The organism is Tuberibacillus calidus DSM 17572 (assembly GCF_000430685.1).
Classification (GTDB): domain Bacteria; phylum Bacillota; class Bacilli; order Bacillales; family Sporolactobacillaceae; genus Tuberibacillus; species Tuberibacillus calidus.
The window spans coordinates 1-25,404 of the sequence record NZ_AUMM01000046.1 but is presented as its reverse complement, the minus strand read 5'-3'; the positions used below and the strand labels follow the sequence as shown (position 1 = coordinate 25,404).

23 protein-coding genes, 2 pseudogenes and 1 other annotated feature are annotated in these 25,404 nt (G+C 43.6%); of the genes and pseudogenes, 22 read left to right on the top strand and 3 right to left on the bottom strand.

All coding sequences use genetic code 11. The annotated features are described in order from the left end of the window. The 4 genes from H532_RS18685 to argS form a co-directional block, all read left to right on the top strand. A partial coding sequence (locus H532_RS18685; protein ID WP_245566445.1) for a transposase occupies positions 1–303 on the top strand: 303 nt, incomplete at its 5' end. 12 nt (positions 304–315) lie between these two features. Further along, positions 316–1,299, top strand: coding sequence for an ATP-binding protein (locus H532_RS18680; protein ID WP_081412443.1), 984 nt, complete (start codon positions 316–318; stop codon positions 1,297–1,299). 3 nt (positions 1,300–1,302) lie between these two features. Beyond that, on the top strand, positions 1,303–2,322 hold the full coding sequence (locus H532_RS0111570; protein WP_027725617.1) for a ThiF family adenylyltransferase: 1,020 nt from the start codon (positions 1,303–1,305) through the stop codon (positions 2,320–2,322). Positions 2,323–2,437: 115 nt separating this feature from the next. Further along, on the top strand, positions 2,438–4,123 hold the full coding sequence (gene argS, locus H532_RS0111565) for an arginine--tRNA ligase (RefSeq protein WP_038112278.1): 1,686 nt from the start codon (positions 2,438–2,440) through the stop codon (positions 4,121–4,123). 193 nt (positions 4,124–4,316) lie between these two features. On the opposite strand, the gene H532_RS0111560 is transcribed toward argS, so the two are convergent. Beyond that, complete coding sequence (locus H532_RS0111560) at positions 4,317–5,129, bottom strand: DUF2935 domain-containing protein (RefSeq protein ID WP_027725615.1); 813 nt, start codon at positions 5,127–5,129, stop codon at positions 4,317–4,319. Positions 5,130–6,149: 1,020 nt separating this feature from the next. On the opposite strand from H532_RS0111560, the gene H532_RS0111555 reads away from it, so the two are divergent. From H532_RS0111555 to tyrS, 8 genes are all read left to right on the top strand, one after another. Next, complete coding sequence (locus tag H532_RS0111555; RefSeq protein ID WP_027725614.1) at positions 6,150–7,709, top strand: ABC-F family ATP-binding cassette domain-containing protein; 1,560 nt, start codon at positions 6,150–6,152, stop codon at positions 7,707–7,709. 133 nt (positions 7,710–7,842) lie between these two features. Further along, the gene (gene cccB, locus H532_RS0111550) at positions 7,843–8,154 is read left to right on the top strand and encodes a cytochrome c551 (RefSeq protein WP_051263286.1); all 312 of its coding nucleotides are present in this window, start codon (positions 7,843–7,845) and stop codon (positions 8,152–8,154) included. A gap of 232 nt (positions 8,155–8,386) precedes the next feature. Next, entirely contained in the window at positions 8,387–9,292 is a 906-nt protein-coding gene (locus H532_RS0111545; RefSeq protein WP_081412441.1) for a diacylglycerol/lipid kinase family protein, read from the top strand. Between the two features lie 135 nt (positions 9,293–9,427). Then, positions 9,428–10,270, top strand: a complete 843-nt coding sequence (locus H532_RS18675) for a cytochrome c oxidase assembly protein (protein ID WP_051263284.1) — start codon at positions 9,428–9,430, stop codon at positions 10,268–10,270. 125 nt (positions 10,271–10,395) lie between these two features. Beyond that, positions 10,396–11,529 (top strand): stage II sporulation protein P, encoded by a 1,134-nt coding sequence (spoIIP, locus tag H532_RS0111535; protein ID WP_027725611.1) that lies wholly within the window; start codon positions 10,396–10,398, stop codon positions 11,527–11,529. Positions 11,530–11,673: 144 nt separating this feature from the next. Further along, positions 11,674–12,072, top strand: coding sequence for a fluoride efflux transporter CrcB (crcB, locus tag H532_RS0111530; RefSeq protein ID WP_027725610.1), 399 nt, complete (start codon positions 11,674–11,676; stop codon positions 12,070–12,072). After that, positions 12,069–12,419 (top strand): fluoride efflux transporter FluC, encoded by a 351-nt coding sequence (locus H532_RS0111525; protein ID WP_027725609.1) that lies wholly within the window; start codon positions 12,069–12,071, stop codon positions 12,417–12,419. Before crcB ends, H532_RS0111525 begins: the two co-directional genes overlap by 4 nt. Positions 12,420–12,553: 134 nt before the next feature. Further along, positions 12,554–12,772 (top strand) — a binding site (T-box leader). Positions 12,773–12,985: 213 nt separating this feature from the next. Then, complete coding sequence (tyrS, locus tag H532_RS0111520; RefSeq protein WP_027725608.1) at positions 12,986–14,242, top strand: tyrosine--tRNA ligase; 1,257 nt, start codon at positions 12,986–12,988, stop codon at positions 14,240–14,242. Between the two features lie 135 nt (positions 14,243–14,377). On the opposite strand, the pseudogene bcaP reads toward tyrS, so the two are convergent. Next, positions 14,378–15,789 (bottom strand): annotated as a pseudogene (bcaP, locus tag H532_RS18670) (branched-chain amino acid transporter BcaP). A gap of 409 nt (positions 15,790–16,198) precedes the next feature. Between bcaP and glsA the strand changes: the two are divergent. After that, the gene (glsA, locus tag H532_RS0111505; RefSeq protein WP_027725607.1) at positions 16,199–17,131 is read left to right on the top strand and encodes a glutaminase A; all 933 of its coding nucleotides are present in this window, start codon (positions 16,199–16,201) and stop codon (positions 17,129–17,131) included. 57 nt (positions 17,132–17,188) lie between these two features. Here the strand turns inward: glsA and H532_RS0111500 are convergent, their stop codons facing one another. Then, positions 17,189–18,550: an MATE family efflux transporter gene (locus H532_RS0111500; RefSeq protein WP_027725606.1), complete on the bottom strand. Its 1,362-nt coding sequence runs from the start codon at positions 18,548–18,550 to the stop codon at positions 17,189–17,191. A gap of 193 nt (positions 18,551–18,743) precedes the next feature. Between H532_RS0111500 and H532_RS0111495 the strand changes: the two genes are divergently transcribed. From H532_RS0111495 to H532_RS20635, 9 genes and pseudogenes are all read left to right on the top strand, one after another. After that, on the top strand, positions 18,744–19,955 hold the full coding sequence (locus H532_RS0111495; protein WP_027725605.1) for an alanyl-tRNA editing protein: 1,212 nt from the start codon (positions 18,744–18,746) through the stop codon (positions 19,953–19,955). Positions 19,956–19,990: 35 nt separating this feature from the next. After that, positions 19,991–20,347, top strand: a complete 357-nt coding sequence (locus tag H532_RS0111490; protein ID WP_027725604.1) for a YojF family protein — start codon at positions 19,991–19,993, stop codon at positions 20,345–20,347. A gap of 20 nt (positions 20,348–20,367) precedes the next feature. Beyond that, entirely contained in the window at positions 20,368–21,045 is a 678-nt protein-coding gene (bshB2, locus tag H532_RS0111485) for a bacillithiol biosynthesis deacetylase BshB2 (protein ID WP_027725603.1), read from the top strand. Between the two features lie 201 nt (positions 21,046–21,246). Further along, positions 21,247–22,083, top strand: coding sequence for a deoxyribonuclease IV (locus H532_RS0111480; RefSeq protein ID WP_027725602.1), 837 nt, complete (start codon positions 21,247–21,249; stop codon positions 22,081–22,083). Positions 22,084–22,299: 216 nt separating this feature from the next. Further along, positions 22,300–22,803, top strand: coding sequence for a GNAT family N-acetyltransferase (locus tag H532_RS0111475; RefSeq protein ID WP_027725601.1), 504 nt, complete (start codon positions 22,300–22,302; stop codon positions 22,801–22,803). Position 22,804: 1 nt separating this feature from the next. After that, positions 22,805–23,293, top strand: coding sequence for an NUDIX hydrolase (locus tag H532_RS0111470; RefSeq protein WP_027725600.1), 489 nt, complete (start codon positions 22,805–22,807; stop codon positions 23,291–23,293). 34 nt (positions 23,294–23,327) lie between these two features. Then, positions 23,328–23,930: a YdcF family protein gene (locus H532_RS0111465; RefSeq protein ID WP_027725599.1), complete on the top strand. Its 603-nt coding sequence runs from the start codon at positions 23,328–23,330 to the stop codon at positions 23,928–23,930. A 111-nt stretch (positions 23,931–24,041) separates the two neighbouring features. Beyond that, a complete protein-coding gene (locus H532_RS0111460; RefSeq protein WP_027725598.1) occupies positions 24,042–25,052 on the top strand; it encodes a quinone oxidoreductase family protein in 1,011 nt (336 codons plus the stop codon). 147 nt (positions 25,053–25,199) lie between these two features. Next, a pseudogene (locus H532_RS20635) lies at positions 25,200–25,404 on the top strand (IS110 family transposase); the annotation flags it as partial.

The following is a 25,404-nucleotide window of genomic DNA, read 5'->3' as shown; positions in this document are numbered from 1 at the left end:
CTGAGCGGACCGAAACTGGGCCGGCCTTTAAAAGACAGTGAGGAAGACAGCGCCCAAAAACGAATAGAATACCAGGACGCCTTGGATCGGAACGCCGTCGAAGGCAAATTTGGCGAGGGCAAGCGTACATATGGGCTTGGTCTTATTCGAGCACGCCTTCGACAGACAAGTGAAACCGTCATTGCCCTGCAGTTTCTGGTTATGAACCTTGAAAAGATCCTTCGGGATACTTTTTTTTCCTTTTTTCACTTGATCATTCGTCAGGTATTTTCATGTCACAAACTGCGAGTGGTAAGCTTTTGATCAAAATGTAGGTTGTTCAGTAGTCCCTACTTAAATGAGAGCGGGAAGAAATTGTTCGGCATTACGCGGACGGAAGAGGTGATCGGTAAATCCTTGCTGGATTTTATTGCAAAAGGGGACGCCCGCGAGGAAATTGCACAAACCATACGGATGGCGATAGAGAACCGCAAACCGTGTACCGTTCGCGATATCACCTTAATACGAACGGATCGGGACACGAAGGACGTGGATATGTCGTTTATTCCGACATTTTATAAAAATCGACACAAGCTGCAAATCGTCATGACGGATGTCACCGTGCGAAAGAAAACGGAAGAACGACTGCAACAGGCTGAAAAATTATCCGTTGTCGGGCAGTTGGCGGCAGGTATTGCCCATGAAATTCGCAATCCTCTAACAGCCATTAAAGGCTTTACACAATTGATTAAGGAACAGATCAATCCCGAATATTGCTCGGTTATTTTACAAGAATTGGACCGCATCGAAACCATCGTCAGTGACCTCTTAGTTTTAGCGAAACCGCAAGTGGTGAAAGCAGAGACCGTCGATATCGTGAAATTGATCAAAAGTACGGTGACCTTGCTGAATTCGCAAGCCATTTTACAAAATATAATTATTAAATTTCACCCGGAAGTCGAAAAGGTTGAGTTGGAATGTGAACCCGATCAGTTAAAACAAGTGTTTATAAATATTCTTCGGAATGCCATGGAAGCCATGCCTGATGGCGGACCGATTCACATTTATTTGAAACAAAGTGCCAAAGAGGTCGATATCAGTTTTGTTGATCAAGGGGTAGGGATTCCGAAAGATCGATTGCAGAGAATAGGTGAACCTTTTTACAGTACGAAAGAAAAGGGAACGGGTCTAGGTCTCATGATTTGTCAAAAAATCATCAAAAATCATAAGGGGCATCTTAAAATTGAAAGTGAAGTCGGACAGGGAACGACCATTACGGTTGCCCTTCCGAGAAAAACGCAGAAAGAAAATCAGGTGTGAACAATGGAAGACCGTTATGTGCGCTTAAGTCGTTTCCGACCTATTGGGACTCAAGGGTTAAAGCAGATTCAAAACAAATCCGCAGTCATTGTGGGAATGGGGGCGCTTGGTACCGTCCTGGCTGAACAACTTGTCCGCTCTGGCATTGGCGAAATCACGATCATCGACCGTGACATCATTGAGCTGTCGAATTTACAAAGACAAACGCTCTATTCAGAAGATGATGTTAGACACCAATGGCCGAAAGCCCAAGCAGCTAAAAAACGCCTTCAGGCCATCAACCATGACGTCAAAGTCACGGCGGTGACAACCGACATCAATGCCAGTAATGCCGAAGCGCTGCTTTCCGGACATGATGTGATTTTGGATGGCACGGATAACTTTGAAACGCGGTTTATCATCAACGATGTCGCCGTAAAACATGGTATACCTTGGATTTATGGTGCTGCAACGGGGAGTTACGGTCTGGTCTATACATATATACCTGAAGAAACCCCATGTTTGAGTTGTATTTACCGCTATTTGCCTGCTGGTGGTGAAACCTGTGAAACGGTGGGCATTATAGCGCCTGCCTCACACCTAACCGCATCGCTTCAATGCGCCGAAGCTTTGAAGTTGTTAACTGATAATCGCGATGCCGTCCGAAAAGGACTCTTTTATTTTGATATCTGGACAAATGATTTTTCACAAATCGCTATGCCATATTCGCCCGATCGCGAATGTCCGACATGTCAACACCGCCAATTCCCATATCTTGAAGTGGAATTTTCGACGAAAACAACGGTGTTGTGCGGACGGGAAACCGTGCAAATCCGGCCCGCAAAAGATACCGATTTTGATTATCAAAGCACAGTTCAGCGCTTTCAGAAGGCGGAGTTTGATGTGAAATCCAATGACTTTTTAACCCAACTGGTCATACCACCTTATCGCGTGGTATTATTTAAAGATGGACGGGCTTTAATCCATGGGACCAATCATATAGACGAAGCTAAGCGTTTGTATCAAAATTATATCGGAGGCTAGGCTTTAGGTTTGTTCTTAATGGTTGGTGGATAGAATAATAGCTAATTGCAAAAAAGGACGGTAACCATAAGGGAAGTTTTGTAACTTTGTGATGAAATGTAGAAAGAGGTACGTTATGAAAACATATAAGGAGTACTTTGCCGAGAGTTTGCATCGATATTTTTCGGAGCATTTAAGTGTTGAAAAGATTACGGAACTAATAGAAAAACCGAAACAAGAAGCCCATGGGGACTTGGCTTTTCCATGCTTCGTTTTGGCAAAAGCTTTGAAAACGGCACCTCAGAAAATTGCCGCAGAAGCCGCTGAACATATTCGCGACGTGCATTTTTCAATGGTTGAAGCTAATGGCCCATACATCAATGCCTTTATCAACCGAGAAATCGCATCGAAAGCCGTCATTGAGGACGTTCTCAAACAAAAGCAGCATTATGGTGACCATCATTTCGGAGACGGGAAAACGATAACATTCGATCTTTCTTCTCCAAATATTGCCAAACCCTTTTCCATGGGGCATTTGCGTTCAACCGTAATCGGCAATGCCATTGCCAATTTATCGGAAAAATGCGGGTATAAGGCCGTTCGCATCAATTACATTGGCGATTGGGGCACCCAATTCGGGAAACTCATCTATGCTTATATAAAATGGGGCAGTGAAGAGGCTGTGCAGAGGGATCCGATTCCGGAATTATTCCGCCTCTATACGAAGTTTCACGAAGAAGCCGAACGCGATCCTTCATTGGATGATGAAGGCCGTCTGTGGTTTAAACGATTGGAAGACGGGGACCCGGAAGCGACGCGCATCTGGGAATGGTTCCGCACCGTCTCCCTTGAAGCGTTTAACAAAATTTACGATCTGCTAAACGTCCGTTTTGACTCGATGAACGGCGAAGCGTTCTATAACGATAAAATGGACGCCGTTGTCGAAGAACTTGAAGAAAAGGGCCTTCTCGTGGAATCCGAAGGGGCGCTTGTTGTCGAGCTCGGAGATGACTTACCCCCTTGTTTGATTAAGAAAAAAGACGGGGCGACGCTGTATGCGACCCGCGATTTAGCCAGCGCCCTCTACCGAAAACGGGAATATGACTTTTTCGAATCCCTTTATGTCGTCGGTAATGAACAATCACTCCATTTTAAGCAAATTAAAGAAGTGCTCAAGAAAATGGGTTATGATTGGGCTGACCGGATCGAGCACGTCCCCTTTGGTATGATCCTTAAAGACGGGAAAAAAATGTCGACGCGCAAAGGGCGGGTCGTGTTATTGGAAAAAGTTTTACAGGAAATTATTGCACTTGCCGAATCGAACATCCTTGAGAAAAACCCAGATTTGAAAAACAAAGAAGAAGTGGCCCGTCAGGTTGGGGTCGGTGCCGTCATTTACCACGACTTAAAGCATTATCGGATGAATGATGTCGAATTTTCCATGGAGGATATGCTCAAGTTCGAAGGGAATACAGGTCCATATTTGCAATACACCCATGCCCGGGCGTGCTCCATCTTGCGAAAAGCAGGGCGCGCACCAGAGAGGGTAACAGCAGGCTTTGTGGATGATGCGTCTTGGGCGGTCATTACAGCTTTATCCGCCTTTCCAGAAGACATTCGTACAGCCTTTCTGGAACGCAATCCCGCTCAGGTTTCCAAATCATTATTCCGCCTTGCTCAAGCGTTTAACCAATTTTATGCTCAGTCGAGAATCCTCGGCAGCGAAAATGAAGAGAGCAAGTTAGCTTTAGTGCGTGCGGTTGCCATCGTCATCAAGGAAGGTTTGCGTTTACTCGGCATCAAAGCACCAGATGAAATGTAACATTTGAAAAGGCTCCTCTATAGGAGTCTTTTCTTATACCATTCATAAAGTCTATCGTTTTTCAATTCAGCAATAAGGTAGCGAAATCTCTGCCCTTCTAAAAAGACTTGCACCGGCTTTTTATTTATTGGGCTAGCATAAAGTAAGCGAAGGCTCCGCAATCACCTAAAAGCCTTTGCGGAGCCTAGTTTTTTTACTGTTCCACCCGTGGCTTGGTAGGGTCACACCCCGGAACCGTTGCCCCTCTTGATTCAGCGAGTTTAATGAGATAATAACATTCCTCACGGGACATATGATCCGCAATTAAAGGCGAGATCATATCTAATATTTCACCTTGCAACTCTAATTCTTCCAATTCATTGAGAAATTCCTTAAAAATCGACATCTTTAAGTCAACTTCGTTGTTGAACCGTTGAAGGGCAGGAAAATCGCTTAAGCCAGTACGTAAAAATCCGGCCATTTCTTCTGCTTTTAAATAGAGTTCCTTAAAAGCTTTTGTAAAATCAAGTGTTTTTTCAATAAGTTCGTATTCGCTAAAATCCAAACTGCTGTTTAACGAGGCGGAATGACCGTAGGCATCTTGCAACCACAGGAGATGATGATGGATTTCATGCATCACAGGTGGTGTTTTTCCTTCTTGTAAGTAGGGGAGAAGGCGCAGGAATTCATCCAATTCATTCACCATATGGTTGATAAAACTTGGCGTAAAATGAATCAAAATCCGATTCGATAATTGTTTTCGGATGATATTCAATTTATAAACGCGTAATGCTTTAGCGGCTTTCTCTGCCTCCTCGGAAACTTTCTGAATATGCCCGGCATTCAATGGTTCCCTCGCTTGACGAAGCAATTGATCAAAAGAGCGGATGAAGTGATCCGCTTTGTTGATTTCATCGATCTCCTGTACGGCAAGAGCTTGCTTGAGGAAACGGGCATGATCCCCGAGGATTTGAAGCCAAAAGCGAAGCTCAAACGTTCCCTGACGAACGTAATCGCCGTTTGTCACAACATAATCCTCCCTTATTTCCATTCCTGATTCAATGTATGTTTTCAAGAATGGGTTCATTCATTCGGAATATAGGTGTAGGCCAAACATTCTTCATTTAGGAATGAATTGGGGCAACCAAGTGTATGTCAAAAAATGGTTCTCGGAGCAAAATGAAGAAAAAAGAAAGGACTCCGTCATAAATGTACGCTACCCAGCAAATACATTTGATAAGAACCTTCCCATAGAAAGATCCCATTGTTAGTTTAATAAAATAAAATGGTAATATTTGTTCTCCTGTTCGCTTTGATATTCCTATTCAATATCATGTTCGATCAGTTTTCCAACATCGCTGACTTAAGAAATTTTACGCTTGATTTTTCTACCTCAAGCCACGGCATACCAATATACTTGAGTCATCTGAATTCTATTAGGTGATTTTCACTTGCTGAGGTACGTTTCAAAAATGCTTTTACTGTAAAAACAACGAATAACAATGAGAGAAAAACTTTTGTCAGTTTCATATATCCCCTTCCCAATTAATAACTTAGATTCGGATTATAAATGGATGTTCGGTCTGTCGTAAACGATTCACCGCCAAAAAATATAAAACAAGAGAAAAATAGGCTTGCTATTGATTGAAACTTGTGATAAATTGAGTTTAACTTGTATTGAAAGGTGGAAGGAGTATGTTGCAATCCGTTGTTCTTCAAATGGTCTTGGCTTGCTAAGGGGAGTAGTATGCCCTTTTTTAGCCAAATACCATCGTAAGACAACGGAACGCGAATAGCTCCTCATATATATAAATGGAAAATGAACCGTCCCTTTTAAGTGATAGGATGGATAATTATGAGGTAGGCTGGCGACTCGCGCTTAGCCTTTTTTGTGTTGGTTGATAAGCCAGCTTAAAGGTCACAAACGCTCGTGCGTGACCGAAAAGGTTTAGGAAAGCCATGTTTTTATAACTTTCCTTTTGTATGATCGCGCGTCTGTCTTACGATGGCGGAATTTCAATCATACAACAAGGAGAGTTGGATGAATATGAGCATTGTTTCGGTAGAAAATTGTACACACAGTTTTGGCGATAAAGTGATTTTCAGACAAATCAGCTTTCGGGTGCTTGCTGGAGAGCATATCGGCTTAGTCGGGCCGAACGGCGCTGGCAAATCAACGCTTTTAAAGATTCTTTCTAAAGAGATGCTTCCGGATGAAGGAAAAATCGAATGGCATCCAAAGGTCAAAGTCGGTTATTTGGAACAGCATACCGATCTTCCCGAAGGCGCGAGCATTCGGTCATATCTTCAAGGGGCTTTTCAAACTTTTTATGATAAAGAAAAACGCCTCATCGAACTCAGTCAACAGCTTGGTGAAGGCAACGAACAGGAAATCCAAAAAAAGCTGGCTGAGTATGGCGAACTTCAGCTTTGGCTGGAACAAAACGGCTTTTACACACTGGATGCGAAAGTGGAAAGTGTGGCAAACGGGCTCGGTTTAGGAGAGTTAGGGTTAGAGACGGATGTGTCTAAACTTAGCGGCGGACAGAGGACAAAGGTATTGCTGGCAAAGCTTTTGTTGCAAGAACCCGATGTCCTGCTTCTTGATGAGCCGACCAACTATTTGGATGTCGGGCATATCGAATGGCTAGCTGACTTTTTGAAACAGTACCCGCATGCGTTTGTGCTCATATCCCATGACACGAATTTTATGAATCAAATCGTCAATGTCGTGTACCATTTGGAACACCAAAGGCTCATTCGATATGTCGGCAATTACGACCGTTTCTTGGAGCAGCTTGAAGCAAGGCGCAAGCAGCTTTTGGATCAATACAAACGCCAGCAAGTTGAAATTAAAAAATTGGAAACCTACATTGCTAAAAATAAAGCACGTGCTTCCACAGCAAAACTTGCCAAAAGCCGGGAGAAGAGGTTACAAAAAATTGAAAGAATCGAAAAGCCGACGATCCTTGCGAAACCATATTTCCATTTTCAAGCAAGTTCGTCACCCGTACGAATAGTGCTTGAAACCGATCATTTGGTGGTCGGTTATGATTACCCGCTGTATACAACGGACAAATTGGTTATTGAAAGGGGCGATAAAATTGCTGTTGTCGGTCATAACGGCGTCGGGAAATCGACTTTATTAAAGACATTGCTCGGTATGCTCCAGCCGATATCGGGTGACGTCCATATTGGCGACAGAGTGGTTCCCGCCTATTTTGAGCAAGAATCTTTATTAAAAGATGTAACTGCTTTAAATTATATTTGGAGCCAATTTCCGAAGCTTACTGAAAAAGAGGTACGCAAGGTGTTGGCGCAATGTGGGCTGAGAAACGAACATATTTTAAAACCGCTGTCGTCATTAAGCGGAGGCGAACTGACGAAAGTTCGTCTCTGTGAATTAACGCTGACAAAAGGAAACTGGTTAATTCTTGATGAACCGACCAGTCATCTGGACGTACAGGCAAAAGAAGCGTTGAAAGAAGCCTTAATGCGCTATGATGGAACCATTCTGATCGTGACTCATGAAAAAGACTTTATGGATGGTTGGGTGAATAAAGTATGGAATGTGGAAGATTGGGTGAAACACCGGATCAGCCGTTAAAAACAAGAAATGCGCATTTTTGCTTGTTAATAGACAATGGCTAGAAAATATTGCTCATCTGTACACGTCCAAATAATGGTTATCATTTAAAATTAACGACCTTATGAAGGAGTGGAAAACTTTGAAAAAACTTATGTTTGCAAGTATTGCTAGCATTCTGCTTGTGTTTGCGGCAGCAGCCTGTGGCGGTGGGAAGGATAATAGCGGAAATAACGCCTCGTCAGGGAAGGCATCCGCTAGTGAAATTTTCCAACAAAACTGTGCAGCCTGTCATGGCAAGAATTTGGAAGGGAAAAACGGACCTAATTTGCAAAAGATCGGAAGTAAGTTAACGAAGGACCAAATTCTTAACCAAATTAAGAATGGTGGCGGCGGCATGCCTGCGAATATCATTTCTGGAAAGGATGCCGAAGCCGTCGCCGAATGGCTGGCCAATAAAAAATAGGAGCAAAGGTTCAGCCATTACACTCATCATGTCAACATGGGTGACCACAGTCCAATGAACTGTGGTTTTTTTTGTTGTAGTAAGAAATTTTATGACTGACCAGCAAAAGGGCCGTGAAAAATCTCCTTTACTTAAAGACAACTCAAGTTTTTCTGTACTTAAAAAAAGGAATTTTGTCAGTCCATGTTGAAAAATGTACATGGAAAACAACTTTGAAAAGCGAGCGATTTGATTGAAGAAAGAGATAAAACCGGTGTTGTTTATCGTCAACCCACAAGCGGGTAACGGCAGATGTGCCAAGCGTTTCCGCCAATTGTCTCGTGTTATTGAAGGAAAATACCCCTTCGAAGTTTTTTTTACAGCTCAGCGCGGGGATGCTGAAAAAGAAGCCGGACGTGCTGTTCAGAAAGGAATGACACGTATTTTTGTCGCAGGCGGTGATGGCACCGTGAATGAAGTCATTAATGGGATTGGGAAGGCGGACGTCGAAATCGGCATCATCCCGTTTGGGACTGGCAATGACCTTGCCAAGGCTATTCAACTTTCCCGAAAACCAAAAGCGATCGAAAAAATGGTGCTTCATCAGGAGCGGTTAAAAGTTAAAGCCATTAACGTTGGTCAAATCAATAACCGCCATTTTGCCATTGCTGCTGGCATTGGTTTTGATGGATTAGTTGCTAAGAAAGCGAATGAAAGTCGGGTTCTTAAAAAGCTTGGGGCACTTGGTTATTTATTTAGCGTCTTTTCGGTCATTCGAGCCTTTCAACCCATGACCATCGACGTTCAAGCTGATGACGCGTCTTACCAGTTAAAGAATGGTTGGCTTTTGGCCATCGGCAATGGCCCTTTTTATGGGGGAGGAATGAAAATTTGCCCAACCGCAAAGGTGGATGATGATCAATTTGACCTCTGTATGGTTCACAGTTTAACAAAATGGCAATTGCTTCGGTTTTTACCAAAAGTGTATTCTGGAAGTCACATCCATTTAAAAAACTATGTTCACTTGCTTAGAGCTAAAAAAATCGCTGTTGATTGTCATAGCTTGGCGGTATCCCATGCGGACGGAGAGCTGATTGACGCGACACATTTGACCATCACCTTATGCGATTATAAAATTCGCTTGTTAACCCCCGAATAAAGCATGTGGCATTTTTGTGACAAATTTGTTAACGTTATCAAAAGTAAATCCTTCAGGCAGGATGCGGAATTGAGTTCGTAGAAATAGCGTGGTAGGCTTAAAGTAAACATAAAACCAGAACGGGGGCGTGCGTTCATGAATCATGGACAAATGGAGATCAATCGCCTATGGGATTTGAGTTTTTTTGAATTATGGCATCCGCTCTTGTTTCTCATCTTAGTCATTATTGGTTATCTTTATATTAAAGCCGTCCGCGCGCGGGATGCGCATTACTCCAAAGCGAAAATGTTTTTCTTTCTATCGGGTTTGTTTTTACTTTATCTTTCAGAAGGCAGCCCTTTAAAGGCATTTGGGCATCATTTTTTGTTTACTGCCCATATGCTTGGCATGTCCATCACTTATTTTGCCGTCCCTCCACTTGTTCTTGGCGGTTTATATGATTGGATGGTCATTCCGCTTTTAAAGGTGGCTCCGATTAAGAGAGTGATTCAATTCCTTACCCATCCGTTACTTGCGGTAACGATGTTTAATCTTTTATTATCGTTTTATCATATTCCGATCTTTTTTAATAACATTATGAAAAGCCAAATCGTGATGACGCTTGCGGATTTGATTTTAATCTTTTTTGCTTTTGTGATGTGGTGGCTTATTGTGCATCCAGATATCGTAGGGATGAGACAATTAAAACCGTTGCCGAAAATCGGCTACGTGTTTGCCGCAAGCATCTTACTGACACCAGCCTGTGCGATCATTATGTTTTCGGACCATTTAATGTATACAACGGTGGCGATGGAACCGCAAATCTTCCACTTTTTGCCGCCGCTTATGGATCAAAAATCCGGTGGCGTTATTATGAAAATTTTTCAAGAAATCGTTTTTGTCGCAACCCTTGCTTATATTTTTGTGCAATGGGCAAAAAGCGATGTTAAAGGGGAAGAGAATGACTTAAATCCCAAAGTACCCCTCGTTACAAAATAAATCCTTTACCGGCATCCTGTTGCCGGTTTTCTTTTTTATAGTTTTGAAAATCTATCAAAATTGGGTATAAGGTGGCGGTAAAAATCATAGAAATATAGTAAAACGAAACGGAAGGGGTTCATTTGATGCTCCCATATCCACATCGCCGCAATACCTTCACTTTTCGAGTATTTTCCGGTATCCCGTTTTTGTTACTGTCTCTTTTTATTGCTGCAGCTGTTATGACAACGCCGTTATTCCAGTCACTTCTTTCATTTGGAAATGTCGAAAAAGCGCTTTCGGGATTGAAGTCGGAAAGTTTGTTGGAAATGATCGGTTGGCAAAATCCGTACTTTGAGAGCGTCCTGCCCCATGACTATAACAAAATTAGTTTTACGGAAAGCGCGTTTCGTACGGTGACCCATATCAGTTTTACTGATGAAAGAAGTTTGCTTGGAAATGAACTTCCCGGTTTTTCTATTTTCGATTCAGACATCATCGTTGCCGGAAGCGGCACTAACTATACGAATTTACCGATCGACACGCCACCGCCACTAGAATATATTCTAAAAAATGATCCAAACGATTCCGAAGAAAGTGAACCAGCGCCCAAATCACCGCCGCCTACCGATGCCAAAGTCTTTATTTATTCGACTCACAGCTGGGAATCATATCTTCCTTTGGTCGGAAAATCTGGAGCGGGTGACGCCAATCTTGCAACGAGCAATAATGCCAACAGCAATATTTATGTCGTTGACAATATGCTGAAAGATGCGCTTGGGACAAATGGCGTTGCAGCGGTTGTGAATAACACGAATATCACCAATATTCTTCACGAGAAGAACTGGAACACCAACAAAGCTTATAGCGCCTCGCGCCCACTTGTCCAAGCGGCGATTGCGAGCAAAAATGATTATCAACTGTTTATCGACATCCATCGCGATTCAAGCCGAAAACCAAATACGACGACCACTATTCACGGAAAATCTTATGCCCGGGTCGCTTTTGTGATCGGCAAGGAAAATCCACATTCCGGTAAAAACGAAACGATTGCTAAAAAACTTTTCAAACAGTTAGATGAGAAATATCCAGGTATTGGCCGCGGTGTGATCGAAAAGAGCTGGGCTGAAGGCAATGGCATTTACAATCAAGATCTTTCGCCGCATGTTATTTTAATTGAAGTTGGCGGCGTTGATAATACGATGGAAGAATTGCAAAGGACGGTCAAAGCGCTGGCTGAAATCATTGCCGAATACGTTAAAAATGCCGAAGCTGTTTGAAAACTTGCAAAGGATTTCGTTGGCATGATAAGATGGCTTTAGATCTTAATAGGTGATAGCAATCGCCTTTAACTGCTATAAGGCTAAAGACTCCTGTTGGTAACTGCCGGCAGGAGTCGATTGCGTTTTAATGGAGGGATGGGGATGGTCTATGTCATAATCGGGCTTTTTGCGGTACTCGGCGCGTTATTGAGGGACGTGATTGGGCAATGGACGACTCTTTGGTGGGAGGGATCTTTTCCTGTCGCCACGTTTAGCATTAACATACTTGGGTGTTTTTTTCTCGGATGGTTTTCTGGTCATCTTAAAAAATTGGAACGGATACCCCCGACAATAAAAACAGGTGTATCCACTGGCTTCATTGGTTCTTTTACAACATTTTCGACATTCAGTGTGGAGACGGCGCATTTGTTTACTAATGGTCATGTTCTCCTGGCGATGATTTATCTTTTATTGAGTTATGTAGGCGGCTTTCTTTGTGTCTTTCTTGGCACAAAATTTGGTGACTGGATGATGCGAAATAGAAGGCGTGTGGTCAAATGACGGGCATACTACATATCTCATTTGTCGCCATCGGAGCATTTTTAGGTGCGGTTTCAAGATACGTTCTCAGCCAGGTGTTGAATAAAGGAAATATCCCTTGGGGGACGCTGATCGTCAACTTAACCGGTTCGTTTTTGCTCGTGTTAATCGACGGGTTACATCTCGGCCAAGCTTGGGTATGGCTTTTGGGAACCGGATTCATGGGTTCTTTTACCACCTTTTCGACTTTAAAACTAGAACATTTAGAATTAACTTTAAAGCGAAATTGGAAAGGCCTATTGATTTATTCCATTTTGACCTACGGCGGGGGCATTTTTCTCGCCTGGCTTTGCCTGATCATTTTGTAAGCCAAAAAATAGCCAAATTTGAGTTGACGGCGGCACCGTTTTATGGTAAAAAATGAGTAACCTAAATGGCCATGCATGGTATAATAGGATTGGTAACCATTGCGTGCCCCATGCGGCACAAGATGAAACATCATGAAAAAACGATGAAGGGAACAAGTAGTGAACCTCTCCCTGCCTCAGAGAGTTGGCGGCTGCTGCGAGCCAATGCACAGAGTGTTTCACGAATTACCTCCCAGAGTGACCATGCGAAATCGCAGTAGCATGGGACGGTGATTACACCGTTATCCGATCAAGCGGGACAGTCGCATTGACTGTTCAAAAAGGATGGTACCGCGTGACAAAGCGCTCCTTTACGGAGGGCTTTTTCTTTTTTTCCACTAGCTTTCAGGCCAGCATCAGGGTAAAGTTGGCTCTTTTTCCAAGGACATGGCGGAGTCGGGTTTTCTTTATACTGATAAGAAAGTCTATCATTATCCATGTCAGTATACGGCCAACTAAGCTTAACCTTTGCCAAAAGGCTTGAGAGTGCCAAGTTGACTATATAAAAATGTTTGGAGGTACTGCTCATGAATATTCTTGAAGATCTCGAATACAGAGGACTGCTTTTTCAAGTCACAGACCGGAAAGGTTTAGAGGAAGCTCTTTCAAAACCCATCGCCCTATATTGCGGTTTTGACCCGACGGCCGACAGCTTGCATGTCGGAAACCTCTTGCCGATCATCATCTTAAAAAGATTTCAAGAAGCCGGTCACATCCCCGTTGCGCTTGTCGGCGGCGGAACCGGTTTGATTGGTGACCCGAGCGGCCGTTCCTCGGAGAGGGCACTTAATTCTGAAGAGATTGTCCGGGAATGGTCGGATAAAATTAAAAAACAACTCTCACGTTTCCTGGATTTTGATACAAAGGAAAACCCGGCCCGCGTGGAAAATAACTTTGAATGGCTCGGGAAGCTGTCGATGATTGAATTTTTACGCGATGTCGGCAAGCATTTTCCGGTAAACTATATGTTAACGAAAGAATCCGTGACGCAAAGGATGGAATACGGCATCTCGTTTACGGAATTCAGCTACATGATCTTGCAGGCCTATGATTTCTTGAATTTATATGAAAAAGCAGGCGTCCGGTTGCAAATCGGAGGCAGTGACCAATGGGGAAATATAACGGCTGGGCTTGAACTCATCCGTCGCACCGGGCATGAAGCGCCGGCATTTGGGTTAACCGTGCCGCTGATTACGACTTCAGACGGTAAAAAATTCGGTAAATCCGAAGGCAACGCCATCTGGCTGGATCCGGAAAAAACGACGCCTTATGAATTTTACCAATACTGGATCAACACCAATGACCAAGACGTCATTCGTTTCCTGAAATATTTTACCTTTCTATCCAGAGAAACTATCGATGAATTAGCTAGAGAAGTCGCGTCAGCTCCGGAAAAACGCCTGGCGCAAAAAGCGCTGGCCGAAGAAATGACAAAGCTCGTTCACGGTGAATCCGCCTTGAAACAAGCAGTGAAAATCACCGAAGCGCTCTTTAGCGGTCGCATTGCTGATTTAACTGGGGAAGAGATCCGTCAAGGCTTTAAAAATGTGCCTTCCCATACATTTGATACGAAAGAAGAATTAGGATTAGTCGAGGCTCTTGTTGAAGCGGGGGTTAGTCCGTCAAAACGCCAAGCCCGCGAAGACATTGCCAATGGCGCCATCTATATTAACGGTGAGCGCATCCAAGATACAGCATACATGTTAAGCGGTAAAGATCGAATCGACGATCAATTCATCGTCGTCCGCCGCGGCAAGAAAAAGTACACACTCCTCAAATTTTAAAAACGAAAAACCGGGGTCCTCTAGAGCCCCGGTTTCAATTTTTTGAAGAACGTTTTAGGTCAGTATAAGTGCAACAAAAGCTTGCACCAGCAAAAATGAGCCCCAAAACGAGGCTCATTTTTTGTTATTTATTTTTTATGCAATTTTTTCCACGTCTTCCCCTGTTGCTACCGTACTATGTTTTCGTCCGTAGCTGAAGTAGACAATAAGACCAACGATTAACCATACAACAAAGCCTGTCCAGGTGAAGGCGGAAAGTTGGGTCATTAGGTAGAAGCACATAATAGCAGATAAAATTGGAATAACTGGGACAAATGGTACTTTAAAAGCGCGTTTTAAGTTGGGTTGTGTTTTGCGTAAAACAATGACCCCGATAGATACAACAACAAAAGCGGAAAGTGTACCGATATTGGTTAGCTCAGCTAGTTTATCTAATGGCACTAAACCGGCAAAAATGGAAACGATGACACAGGTTGTCCATGTATTGATCACAGGTGTTTGTGTCTTTTTATTAATTTTAGAAAGTGGTTTTGGTAATAAACCATCACGACTGATGGCATAGAATAATCTTGTCTGTCCATACATCATAACCATTAACACAGTTGTGATCCCGATAATGGCTCCAAGAGAAATTAACCCTGCCGCCCAATCTTGGTGAATAAATTGAATGCCGAATGCCACGGGGTTTTTCACGTCTAGCATATGAAAAGGGACGATACCTGTTAAGATCAAGGATACAACAATATATAAGAATGTACAGATTAAAAGTGAGGCGATAATACCAATAGGCATATTCTTTTGCGGATTGCGAACTTCTTCAGCGGCAGTGGATACCGCGTCAAAGCCAATATAAGCAAAGAATACGGTGGCAGCTCCTGCTGTAACGCCTGAGAAACCAAATGGCATGAAAGGTGTCCAGTTAGCCGGTTTGACATACCATATACCTACGACAATAAAGAGAATAACAACTGACAATTTTATGAGAACCATGATGGCGTTAAAACGAGCGGATTTCTTAACGCCTCTTGTTAAGATGAAACCCAGAATCAAGACAATGAGTACGGCTGGTAAATCAAAATATGTTCCTTTAGCTGGGTTATAGGCACTTGATAAGGCTGTTGGGACATGAATCCCAAAACCGGCCATCAATCCTTGGAAATATCCAGACCATCCACTTGCAACGGCAGAGGAGGCAAGCCCATATTCAAGGATTAAATCCCATCCTAAAATTCATGCGATCATTTCACCGAATGTTGCATAACTATAAGTGTATGCACTTCCAGATACAGGAACAGTTGATGCGAATTCAGCGTAACACAAGGCTGCAAAGACACAAGCAAGTCCTGAAAGAATAAATGAAAGGATAATAGCAGGTCCAGCATATTCAGCCGCGATAACACCCGTTAGCACAAAAATACCGGTACCAATAATGGCCCCTATACCTAACATGGTTAAATCAAAGACCCTAGATCCTTTTTTAAGGTAGCTCCTTTCTTTTCAGAGCTGGCCATTAAAGCTTGTATCGACTTTTTTCGTAGAATATTCATAGTTTTCCCTCTTTTCAAGTTGTTGAATTAAATTTTTGCAAGTCGATAAGGTATGGCAAAATATTCTGATGAAATGTGTCGACACGTGTCTGATTTTTTAATTATCAGACCATTAAATAATATAATACATTTATTCCAGTGTAAATTATAAAACAATAAAAATATACTGGTAATTTAATACAAATTTACGCGAATTTTTAGTATTTTTAAGTTGCACTTTTTTATTTACCTAAAGGAAAGTGTTTTTAGTTTAAAGCAAATTAAAGATCATAACTGTGATGTATATAACATTACCACTTAACTCAATAACAGCCTAGAAATGGAAATGATATGTTGACCTATTAAAATGCATTTTCATACGTGGATCTTCTCTTTTAGGAAACACTGTAAAGTGAGGAGGTGCTCGGAAATGATCATCACAACTGATCAATTGCAACAATTGGTGGAAAAAAATCGGAAGCTATCAACGCAAGGGAAGGTCGCTTCTTACATACCGGAATTAGCCAACACAAACCCAGAGCTCCTTGGAATTTCTATCTCATCCATTAACGGTGAAATGATAACTGCTGGTGATTGTGGTCAGCTGTTTACATTGCAAAGCATTTCCAAGGTCATTAGTTTAATCGTTGCGATCATCGATCACGGATTCACCAAAGTTTTTTCCAAAGTGGGCATGGAACCGAGCGGAGAACCTTTTAACTCGATTGCAAAATTAGAGAGGACAAAGAACAATAAACCGCTGAATCCGATGATCAATGCTGGTGCCATTGCCGTTTCGAGTTTAATCAAAGGAAAAAATACGGAGGAACGCTTTCTTCGCGTTTTAACTTTAATCAGGGAAATGACTGGTAACCCCAAGATTACATTAAATGAAAAAGTTTATCGCTCGGAAGCGGCTACTGGAGACCGTAACCGTGCCCTAGCCTATTTTATGAAAAGCACAGGTGTCATTGAAACGGATGTTCAGGAGGCATTGGATCTTTATTTCCGCCTATGTTCCATAAATGTCACTTGCCAGGATTTGGCGATGATCGGTGGTGTTTTAGCAAATAACGGGAAGTTGCCCGGTTCGGATAAGTTACTCATTGATAAAGAGATTGTAAAAGTAGTGCTGTCCATTATGTTAACGGCCGGAATGTATAACGAGTCTGGTGAAAGCGTGATGCGCACGGGACTTCCGGCAAAAAGCGGAGTTAGCGGCGGCATCCTATCGGTCGTTCCTGGTAAGATGGGGATCGGCATCATCGGTCCTGCCATCAATAAAAAGGGCAACAGCGTCGCTGGACTCGCACTATTAACCGATTTGTCCGAAACTTATCATCTGCATTTGCTACAGACATAAACCATAAATACATTATGTAAACTAATTGCGTTGATAGGGGTGGTTAGCCCCTGTTTTTTATGACTGGGTTTCGGTCCGTGCATGCTTTTTCTGTACGATAAAAAGGCGAAAGGCAAGAGCGACCGCTCCACAAGCCAAACCCAGTATGAGGCCAACCCAATACCCAAACGGCCCAAGCGGCGTTTCGGTGCCTAGCCAAAAACCGACTGGAAGGCCAATGACCCAATAGACGACCAATGTGATGATAAAGGTGACATTGACATCCTTATAGCCGCGCAATGCGCCTTGAATCGGCGCTTGAATCGCATCCGACAATTGAAAAAAGACCGCAAACCATAAAAAATGGCTGATCATCTTTTTCACAGCGGGGTCCGTCGAATAAATGCCACTGATGGATGATCTTAAGAAGAAAAGCGACACCGCAAAGATAAGAGCAATCGATACGGCGATCATGATACCGATTTGCGCATACGCCTTAGCGTCACTAATGCGCTTGGCACCTACTTCAAAACCAACGGCGATCGTTAACGCCATGGAAATGGACAGCGGGATCATATATAGAAGCGACGCAAAATTTATGGCTGCTTGATGTGCGGCGATGACAACCGTTGAAAATCGGCTCATCAATAAAGTGACCGCCGAAAAGATACTTGTTTCAAAGAAAATCGCAAAACCGATCGGCACCCCAATTTTTAAAAGATCTCTCCAAAATTTTAGGGAGATGCGCGGCCAATGTCGAAAAACTTGATAGTTTTGAAAGGCCTCGGCACGAATGATCACGATGGTGGTAATGACCATAATGATCCAATAAGTGATGGCGGTTGAGACACCAGCACCAACACCGCCTAACCGCGGAAAGCCGAATCGACCAAAAATAAAAAGATAGTTAAAGAGGATATTTATTGGTAAAGACAATAGCGTGATCGCCATCGTCACGCGCGTCATACCGTGGGCGTCAATAAACCCACGCAGAACGCTTGCGATGAATAATGGCAAAATTCCAACACCCAGCGACTTGAGAAAATGGTTCGCAATCCTTTCCACATTTGGTGTTAAATCCATGAGGCTTAAGATAGGGTTCAGAACGATGCCGCCAACGATGATCACCCCAAATGCGATGAAAACCGATAAATAGATGGTTTGCATTAGGGAATAGGGGACATCTTCCATGCGCCTAGCCCCCAAAGCTTGTGAAATAATGGGGGTCAAAGCCATTAATATGCCGTTGATGCCCGTTAAAATCGGCACCCAAAGGCCGGATCCAATCGCAACCCCTGCTAAATCATCGGTACCGGCCCGGCCGGACATGAACGTATCAAAAAAGTTCATCGCATACATGGCGATTTGCGTGATCAAAATCGGAATGAACAATTTGATCAGTAAAACCGTTTTTTCGCGACGCGTGTTTGTTTCGATCATACCGTTCCCCCGCAATGTGTCAACCATGATGACACACATTTTCTGTATGCCTATTAACTAAAACTGAGCATTAGTATAACATAGAATGACGGTTCAGGGAGCCCTTAAGCATTCCGTTTTTTTATGAAAAAATAAAGATGGTATAATGAATGTAAAAACAAAAGAATACGCAATTTAGGACGGGGATTGAGAAATGACAAAGAAGCTGTTTTACGAAAATCCATACATAACCACGTTTGAAGCGGAAGTGATTGAAAAAGGGGTGGATGAGGCCGGTCATCCATTTGTCGTTTTAGACCAAACCGCTTTTTATCCGACAGGCGGAGGCCAGCCGCATGACATTGGCACGTTAAACGGCGTAAAGGTCGTCGATGTCGAAACCCGCGATCAAGCCATCATTCATATTTTGGAACAGCCGATCGACGCTGTTAAGGTTAAAGGTGAAGTCGATTGGGAGCGGCGTTTTGATCATATGCAACAACATACCGGTCAGCATATTCTATCGGCGGCATTTGCTGAGCGCTTCGGTTTCCAAACGGTATCCTTCCACCTTGGAAAAGAAGAGGCGACCATTGATTTAGCGACTCAAACGATCACGGAAGAACAAATCCAAGAAGCTGTACACCTAGCCAATACGATCGTTTTTCAAAATAAACCGATTAAAACCATTTGGGTTGATGAAAAGGATCTTTCGCAATACCCCCTTCGCAAGCCGCCAAAGGTGAAAGAAAATATCCGATTGGTCATTATCGAGGGTTATGATTACAATGCCTGCGGGGGAACACACCCGCATATGACAGGAGAAGTTGGCCCAATACAAGTTATTGGTTGGGAAAAGAACCAAAAGGGAATCAGGATCCACTTCTTATGCGGCTTTCGCGCCGTCAAGGCCTTTGCAGAAAAACAAAAGGTTCTTCAGACTCTGAACCGTCAATTAAGCAGTCAAGATGCGACCTTGAAGGATGCCATCGATCGCCTTTTGGAAAAACAACATGAATTGGAGAAAGCTTTGGGTGAAGCCGAAGAGGAACTTTTAAAACATGAAGCCGCTGAACTTTATCAAAAAGCGCGTGCCATGGATGGTTTTCGCCTTGTCGCCAAAGCTTTTGTTCATAGGGAAATCACCGAATGCCAAAAATTATCCCGCTTTATTTTGGAACAAGCTGAACAGACCGTGGTTCTGTTTACGACCAAAGAAGGTACGCGCCTGCACATGATTGCTAGCCGGACGAAAGATGTTGAAGGGGACATGGTGAAACTCATCGAAAGTGGGTTAAGCCTCATCAATGGACGGGGTGGCGGTAAACCTGAACGCGCACAAGGCGGCGGCGAAACCGATTTGACAGCAGAAGGCATGTTAAGCTATCTCGTTGATCAATTAGAGGGGCAAAGGGTTGCGAACTAAGTGGTTTTAATAGATGAAAAGAGAGTGGGAGTCATATGCAAGCGATCAATAAGGAGAATCTAGCGGACATCCAAAAAGCGTTGGAATCCTTTCGCGGAGAAGAAGTTTATTTACACCTTGAGACGACAAGCGGTGTTTATACCGCTTATCGCGATAAAAGCCAATTAACCGTCGGCTGTTATATTCGAAATGGTAAAATCCGCTTTACCACAGGAAAAATTACCGGTGCAGGGCCATACCGCGTCGGCTTGAAAATGGATTTAGGCTGGGTCTACGCGGAAGGTTTAACGGATTGGGAAGTGGACGGAGAAGGCCGGCTGCTTTTGGCTGGCCATAATGCTGAGGGAAAACTGGCTTGTGCCTTTGAATTAAGTAGAACACCTTTTAATTAAGATCCCTAGGGGGAAACACAATGGAAAAAGAAAGACATGTCTTGATTGCTTTCCCACACCCAGATGATGAAGCATTTGGCGTTGCCGGGACGATCATCAAATTTACCGATGCCGGTGTTCCGGTGACCTATGCCTGTGGGACGCTCGGTGAAATGGGTCGGAATATGGGAAAACCTTTTTTTGCAAACCGTGAAACTTTGCCGGATATTCGCAGGGAAGAATTGAAAAAGGCTTGTCAAGTCATGGGTATACAAGACTTGCGCATGCTCGGTTTACGTGATAAAACGATCGAATTTGAAGACGAAGAGGAAGTTGCGGATAAAATTTTTGCCGTGATCCAAGAGGTGAACCCTTCGCTGATCATCACTTTTTATCCCGGCTTCGCTGTGCACCCAGATCACGACGCCTATGGTGCGGCCGTGATTCGCGCTGCCATGCGGCTCCCAGCGGAAGAGCGTCCGAAGATTTACTGTAAGGCGTTTTCCGAAGGCTGCGTAGATATATTGGGGAAACCCGATATCGTGCATGATGTCATGGATGTTCTTGATAGAAAACTCGAAGCTATTAAAGCCCACCGCTCACAAACGGAAGCATCGGTTGCACAGTGGCAAGACAGTCTCGGAAACAAAGACGAAGAATTTCTGCAATGGGTCGGCAAGGAAACCTTTTGGACTTACAAAGGGCCGGTCGTTGATTAACCTCTCCTGATTTGGGGAGGTTTTTATTTTGGAAAGAGAGTATAAATATAGGACTAATCAAGTACAATAATATGGTTTGAAGTTCAACTGCACTGTTAGAGGATGGATGGCTGTCTCGGGTACAATTGGCCATTTTTTCATAAATGGGTTCCAAAGTGCAGAGGATAGGGGAGGAATACAGGAGTTAATGGAGGTTCCCACATGCGGTTCGGCTGTCACATCAGTACAAAAAATGGTTACCTTGGTGCCGCGCGAACGGCAAAAGCGATCGGAGCAGCGGCCTTTCAATACTTTCCTAAGAATCCTCGCAGTTTGCGGATAAAAAAATTCGATCATCGCGATGCCGAGCGTTGCGCAGCTTTTTGCGCCGAACACCATATCGCTTCCATCGGCCACTCCGCATATGGTTGTAATCTTTCGACGGATCAACATCAAAGGCAAGCGGTGATTGATTGCCTTTTAAATGATTTGGACATTACAAATGCCTGCGGGTCTATCGGCACGGTCGTCCATTTTGGCGCCTATCACGGTGATGATCCGCTTGAAGGCTATAAGAGAATGATTGATACGCTTAATGAAATCTTATTCAAATGGGACGGCGATAGCTTCATTTTAATCGAAAATAATGCGGGGAAAGGCGATCAGATGGGCCTCACATTAGAGGAACTCGTAAAAATCAGAGAACTTACAGAACGTCCGGAGAAAATTGGCTTTTGCTTTGATACTTGCCATGCGTTTGCGGCTGGTTTATGGACGGGGACCAATTGGACGGAGGTCATGGATAAGGGAAAGGAAATCGGCTATTTTCAACATTTAAAAGTGGTCCACCTAAACAACTCCGTATATCCTGCCGGTTCAAGGCGCGACCGCCATGCCAATCTGAAATCGGGTCAGATTAAGCTCGAACATCTTCTTGAATTTTGCGCTTCCGAAGTCATCAGAGAGTTGCCACTGATATTGGAGACACCATCCTCAGATTCGTACTCACACATTCATGAAATCAACGACCTTAAATCATGGATGCCGCAAACATCCTAAATACAACTCGCTTAAGGCCGGGTGTATGCCCGGTTTTTTAACTGGTCAGAAAGTCGAACAATTTTTAGGCAAATATCAATATATCTTTTCGCAGTCCACTATGGGAAACTTCTGTGCTACCTTCGCCTAAAAGCTTATTAGAATCAAGTTATATTGATACACAAAAAAAGAATATTCGTTTATGATTAAATTATACAAATTTGGAGAGATGCCTTCATGTTTCATACCGAAGTCATTTTAGTGGATTATCAAGACAAAGCTGTGCTTCGCCAATTAATGGAATTTTATATGTATGATTTCAGCGAGATGGAAGGCTTGGATGTCAACGCACACGGACGATTTGAATACAAATACTTGGATCATTATTGGACGGAAGACGGGCGATATCCGTATTTTATATTAGTTGATGGCAAATATGCCGGGTTTGTTTTGGTCAAAAAACGCGGAGTTCTTAATGAGGATTGTTTTTTCATCGCTGAATTTTTTGTTATGAAGAAATACCGCAGAAACGGGGTTGGGCACAGGGCCGCAACTCAAGTCTTTGATCGTCACAGAGGTGCTTGGGAAGTCGGCCAAATCAAAAACAATCTGGTCGCCCATGCTTTCTGGCGGAAAGTCATCAACCAGTATACAAAGGGTCAATTTTTTGAAACGATCGTCGATGATGATAGATGGCACGGTCCGATACAGACATTTACCAATTGGAAAGAGGCAGAGTAAATTGCTGAAATATACGATCTGTTTTATCAAACGCGGCAATGACATCTTGATGTTGAACCGAAAATCCGCACCAGAAATGGGAGTATGGAATGGTGTCGGCGGCAAGCTGGAACCGGGTGAGACCCCTTTAGAAGGTGTGCTCAGGGAAGTTTATGAAGAAACGGGCATTGAACTTGAAAATGCAACAGAAAAAGGGACGGTTACCTGGCAGGCGGATGAGCAGGACAACGGAGGGATGTACGCTTATCTGGCGGAAGTGCCAGAAAACTTTACATACGTTACCCCAAAAGCCACGGATGAAGGCATCCTAGACTGGAAACCGTTAGATTGGCTCTTACATTCGGAGAATCAAGGTGTGGCTGAACACGTCAAAAGGTTTCTTCCCATCATGCTCCGTGATGATCGTTTATTTGATTTTCAATGCATATATGATGAGGACGGCCGCTTGGTGGATTGTCGGCCAGTCCCTTTGATCCGTATATTTGTATAAATCAACTAATCTATCACGAAATGGGTGTTTTCCTGTGCGTCTATCTGAGATCAATCCTGAATCATTGAGCCGCAAGCAATTAACCCGATTGATTTTTGGCGGCATTCATGATGATGGTAAAAATGGGGATTGCATCTTTGTGTTTGGGGGTAAAACGAGTCACAGGGTGTTAAAGGCGGCTCAATTATTTAAAAATAAGCGGGCACCATATATCTTATTGTCTGGCGGCTCAAGCAGGTGGGACCACCCAAAGCCCGAGGCGGAATGGATGAAAGAGCATCTCATGGCATTCGATATTCCTGAAGCATGCATCTTAACGGAATGTGAAGCCGCAAATACGACAGAAAACGTGATCGGGTCGATGATGGTTTTGCAAAAAAAATTCAGCCTTCACCGCATCAAGCGTTTACTGTTGGTGAGTTCGCCTTACCATATGCGGCGCTGTGAATTGACATGTCGCACGTACATGCCAGACTGGATCCAGTATTCGCTCTGTCCCGACAACCGTCCATACGGCCAAAGCTATAATTGGTGGAAAGCGGAAAAGGAGCGACAACGCGTCTTGAAAGAAGCCACATCCCTCGTTAAATATGTGCGGGAAGGCATTTTAATGGATTGTGAAATGAACATCGATTAAAAGAATGGCATCACCTCACGCTTTAACTATAGATGATGCAAGAGGCGGTAAATGCCCCTTTGATTCATCATTAATTCTTATGTAAAAGAGATTTAAAGAGGAGGAATGGCTATGAAAGCAGTCGTTTTAAGAGAACTCGGCGGTCCACATCAACTCAAGCTCGAGGAAGTCACTCGTCCAACTCCCGGACCTCATGAAGTCGTTGTCCAGTTAAAAGCGGCGGCTCTTAATCGCCGCGATGTTTTTATCACTTACGGACAATACCCGGGAATCAAGCTTCCCGCTATTCCAGGCTCTGACGGGGCAGGCGTCGTCGCTGAAGTGGGGGCCGAAGTCAAACAGGTTTCTGTTGGCAGCGAAGTGATCATCAATCCAGGTTTAAATTGGGGACCGGCCGTACATAAAAAGGGTGACGCTTTTCATATCTTAGGTGTGCCAACAGACGGGACTTATGCCCAATATGTCAAAATTCCCGCTGAAAATGTTTTTCGAAAGCCATCCCATTTATCTTGGGAAGAAGCAGCTGCCCTGCCGCTGGGAGGTGTTACCGCTTATCGCGCCTTATTTACGAAAGGGCAAGTCAAAGAGGGGGAAAATGTGCTGATTCCCGGCGTCGGGGGCGGGGTTGCCACGTTTCTCGTTCAGTTTGCAGTGGCAGTCGGTGCCAAAGTGTTTGTGACGTCAAGCAAAGAAGAAAAAATAGAAAAAGCGAAAGCACTCGGCGCTGCAGGCGGCGTGAACTATACTTCTTCCGACTGGTCTAAGGCATTGAAAAAGATGACCGGGGGCATAGATTTATCCATAGACAGCATCGGTGGCGAAGTGTTTAATGCCCTTGTTTCCTTGGGGAAAACGAATAGCCGTATTGTCAGCTTCGGTGCAACAAAAGGTGTTGTCCAAGAACTCGTCATGCCGAAAGTCTTTTTAAAGGAAATGACCATTTACGGAACGACCATGGGCAGTCCTCAAGAATTTGCGGAAATGGTCCATTTTGTTGAAAAACATCACATCCACCCGGTCATTGATGCGACTTATCCACTGGAACAAGTCATCGATGCGCAAAGACGGATGGAACGCGGGGAAAACTTCGGGAAAATCGTTTTATCGATCCCGCAGGATTAAACGGAGGCTAGAGGAGCATTCCTGTATTGAAGAAAAATGAGGCAAAATAGCGGTTTTTCGGGTTGTACAAAAATAGAGCCCTCTTGGTATAGTACGGAGTGTCAACGGATGTTGACCTCTAATTTAGGAACCAAGGAGGACTCATACATGAATTATAACCAAAATCGCAAAATCTCTCAAATCACAGAGAACACATTGATCGTCGGTGTTGATATCGCTAAACACAAACATGTCGCTCGTGCGCAAGATTTTAGAGGCATTGACCTAGCTAATCGCTTAGTGTTTACGAACGATCTCAAAGGCTTTCAAACCCTGACACAATGGATAAACCATTTGAAGGGTTGTCATCAAA

Bases quoted from the DNA above. Each gene is read 5' to 3' on its own strand.
- H532_RS0111570 (WP_027725617.1), top strand. From the start codon at position 1,303: ATGGAAGACCGTTATGTGCGCTTAAGTCGTTTCCGACCTATTGGGACT.
- argS (WP_038112278.1), top strand. From the start codon at position 2,438: ATGAAAACATATAAGGAGTACTTTGCCGAGAGTTTGCATCGATATTTT.
- H532_RS0111555 (WP_027725614.1), top strand. From the start codon at position 6,150: ATGAGCATTGTTTCGGTAGAAAATTGTACACACAGTTTTGGCGATAAA.
- cccB (WP_051263286.1), top strand. From the start codon at position 7,843: ATGTTTGCAAGTATTGCTAGCATTCTGCTTGTGTTTGCGGCAGCAGCC.
- H532_RS18675 (WP_051263284.1), top strand. From the start codon at position 9,428: ATGAATCATGGACAAATGGAGATCAATCGCCTATGGGATTTGAGTTTT.
- spoIIP (WP_027725611.1), top strand. From the start codon at position 10,396: ATGCTCCCATATCCACATCGCCGCAATACCTTCACTTTTCGAGTATTT.
- crcB (WP_027725610.1), top strand. From the start codon at position 11,674: ATGGTCTATGTCATAATCGGGCTTTTTGCGGTACTCGGCGCGTTATTG.
- H532_RS0111525 (WP_027725609.1), top strand. From the start codon at position 12,069: ATGACGGGCATACTACATATCTCATTTGTCGCCATCGGAGCATTTTTA.
- tyrS (WP_027725608.1), top strand. From the start codon at position 12,986: ATGAATATTCTTGAAGATCTCGAATACAGAGGACTGCTTTTTCAAGTC.
- glsA (WP_027725607.1), top strand. From the start codon at position 16,199: ATGATCATCACAACTGATCAATTGCAACAATTGGTGGAAAAAAATCGG.
- H532_RS0111500 (WP_027725606.1), bottom strand. From the start codon at position 18,550: ATGATCGAAACAAACACGCGTCGCGAAAAAACGGTTTTACTGATCAAA.
- H532_RS0111495 (WP_027725605.1), top strand. From the start codon at position 18,744: ATGACAAAGAAGCTGTTTTACGAAAATCCATACATAACCACGTTTGAA.
- H532_RS0111490 (WP_027725604.1), top strand. From the start codon at position 19,991: ATGCAAGCGATCAATAAGGAGAATCTAGCGGACATCCAAAAAGCGTTG.
- bshB2 (WP_027725603.1), top strand. From the start codon at position 20,368: ATGGAAAAAGAAAGACATGTCTTGATTGCTTTCCCACACCCAGATGAT.
- H532_RS0111480 (WP_027725602.1), top strand. From the start codon at position 21,247: ATGCGGTTCGGCTGTCACATCAGTACAAAAAATGGTTACCTTGGTGCC.
- H532_RS0111475 (WP_027725601.1), top strand. From the start codon at position 22,300: ATGTTTCATACCGAAGTCATTTTAGTGGATTATCAAGACAAAGCTGTG.
- H532_RS0111460 (WP_027725598.1), top strand. From the start codon at position 24,042: ATGAAAGCAGTCGTTTTAAGAGAACTCGGCGGTCCACATCAACTCAAG.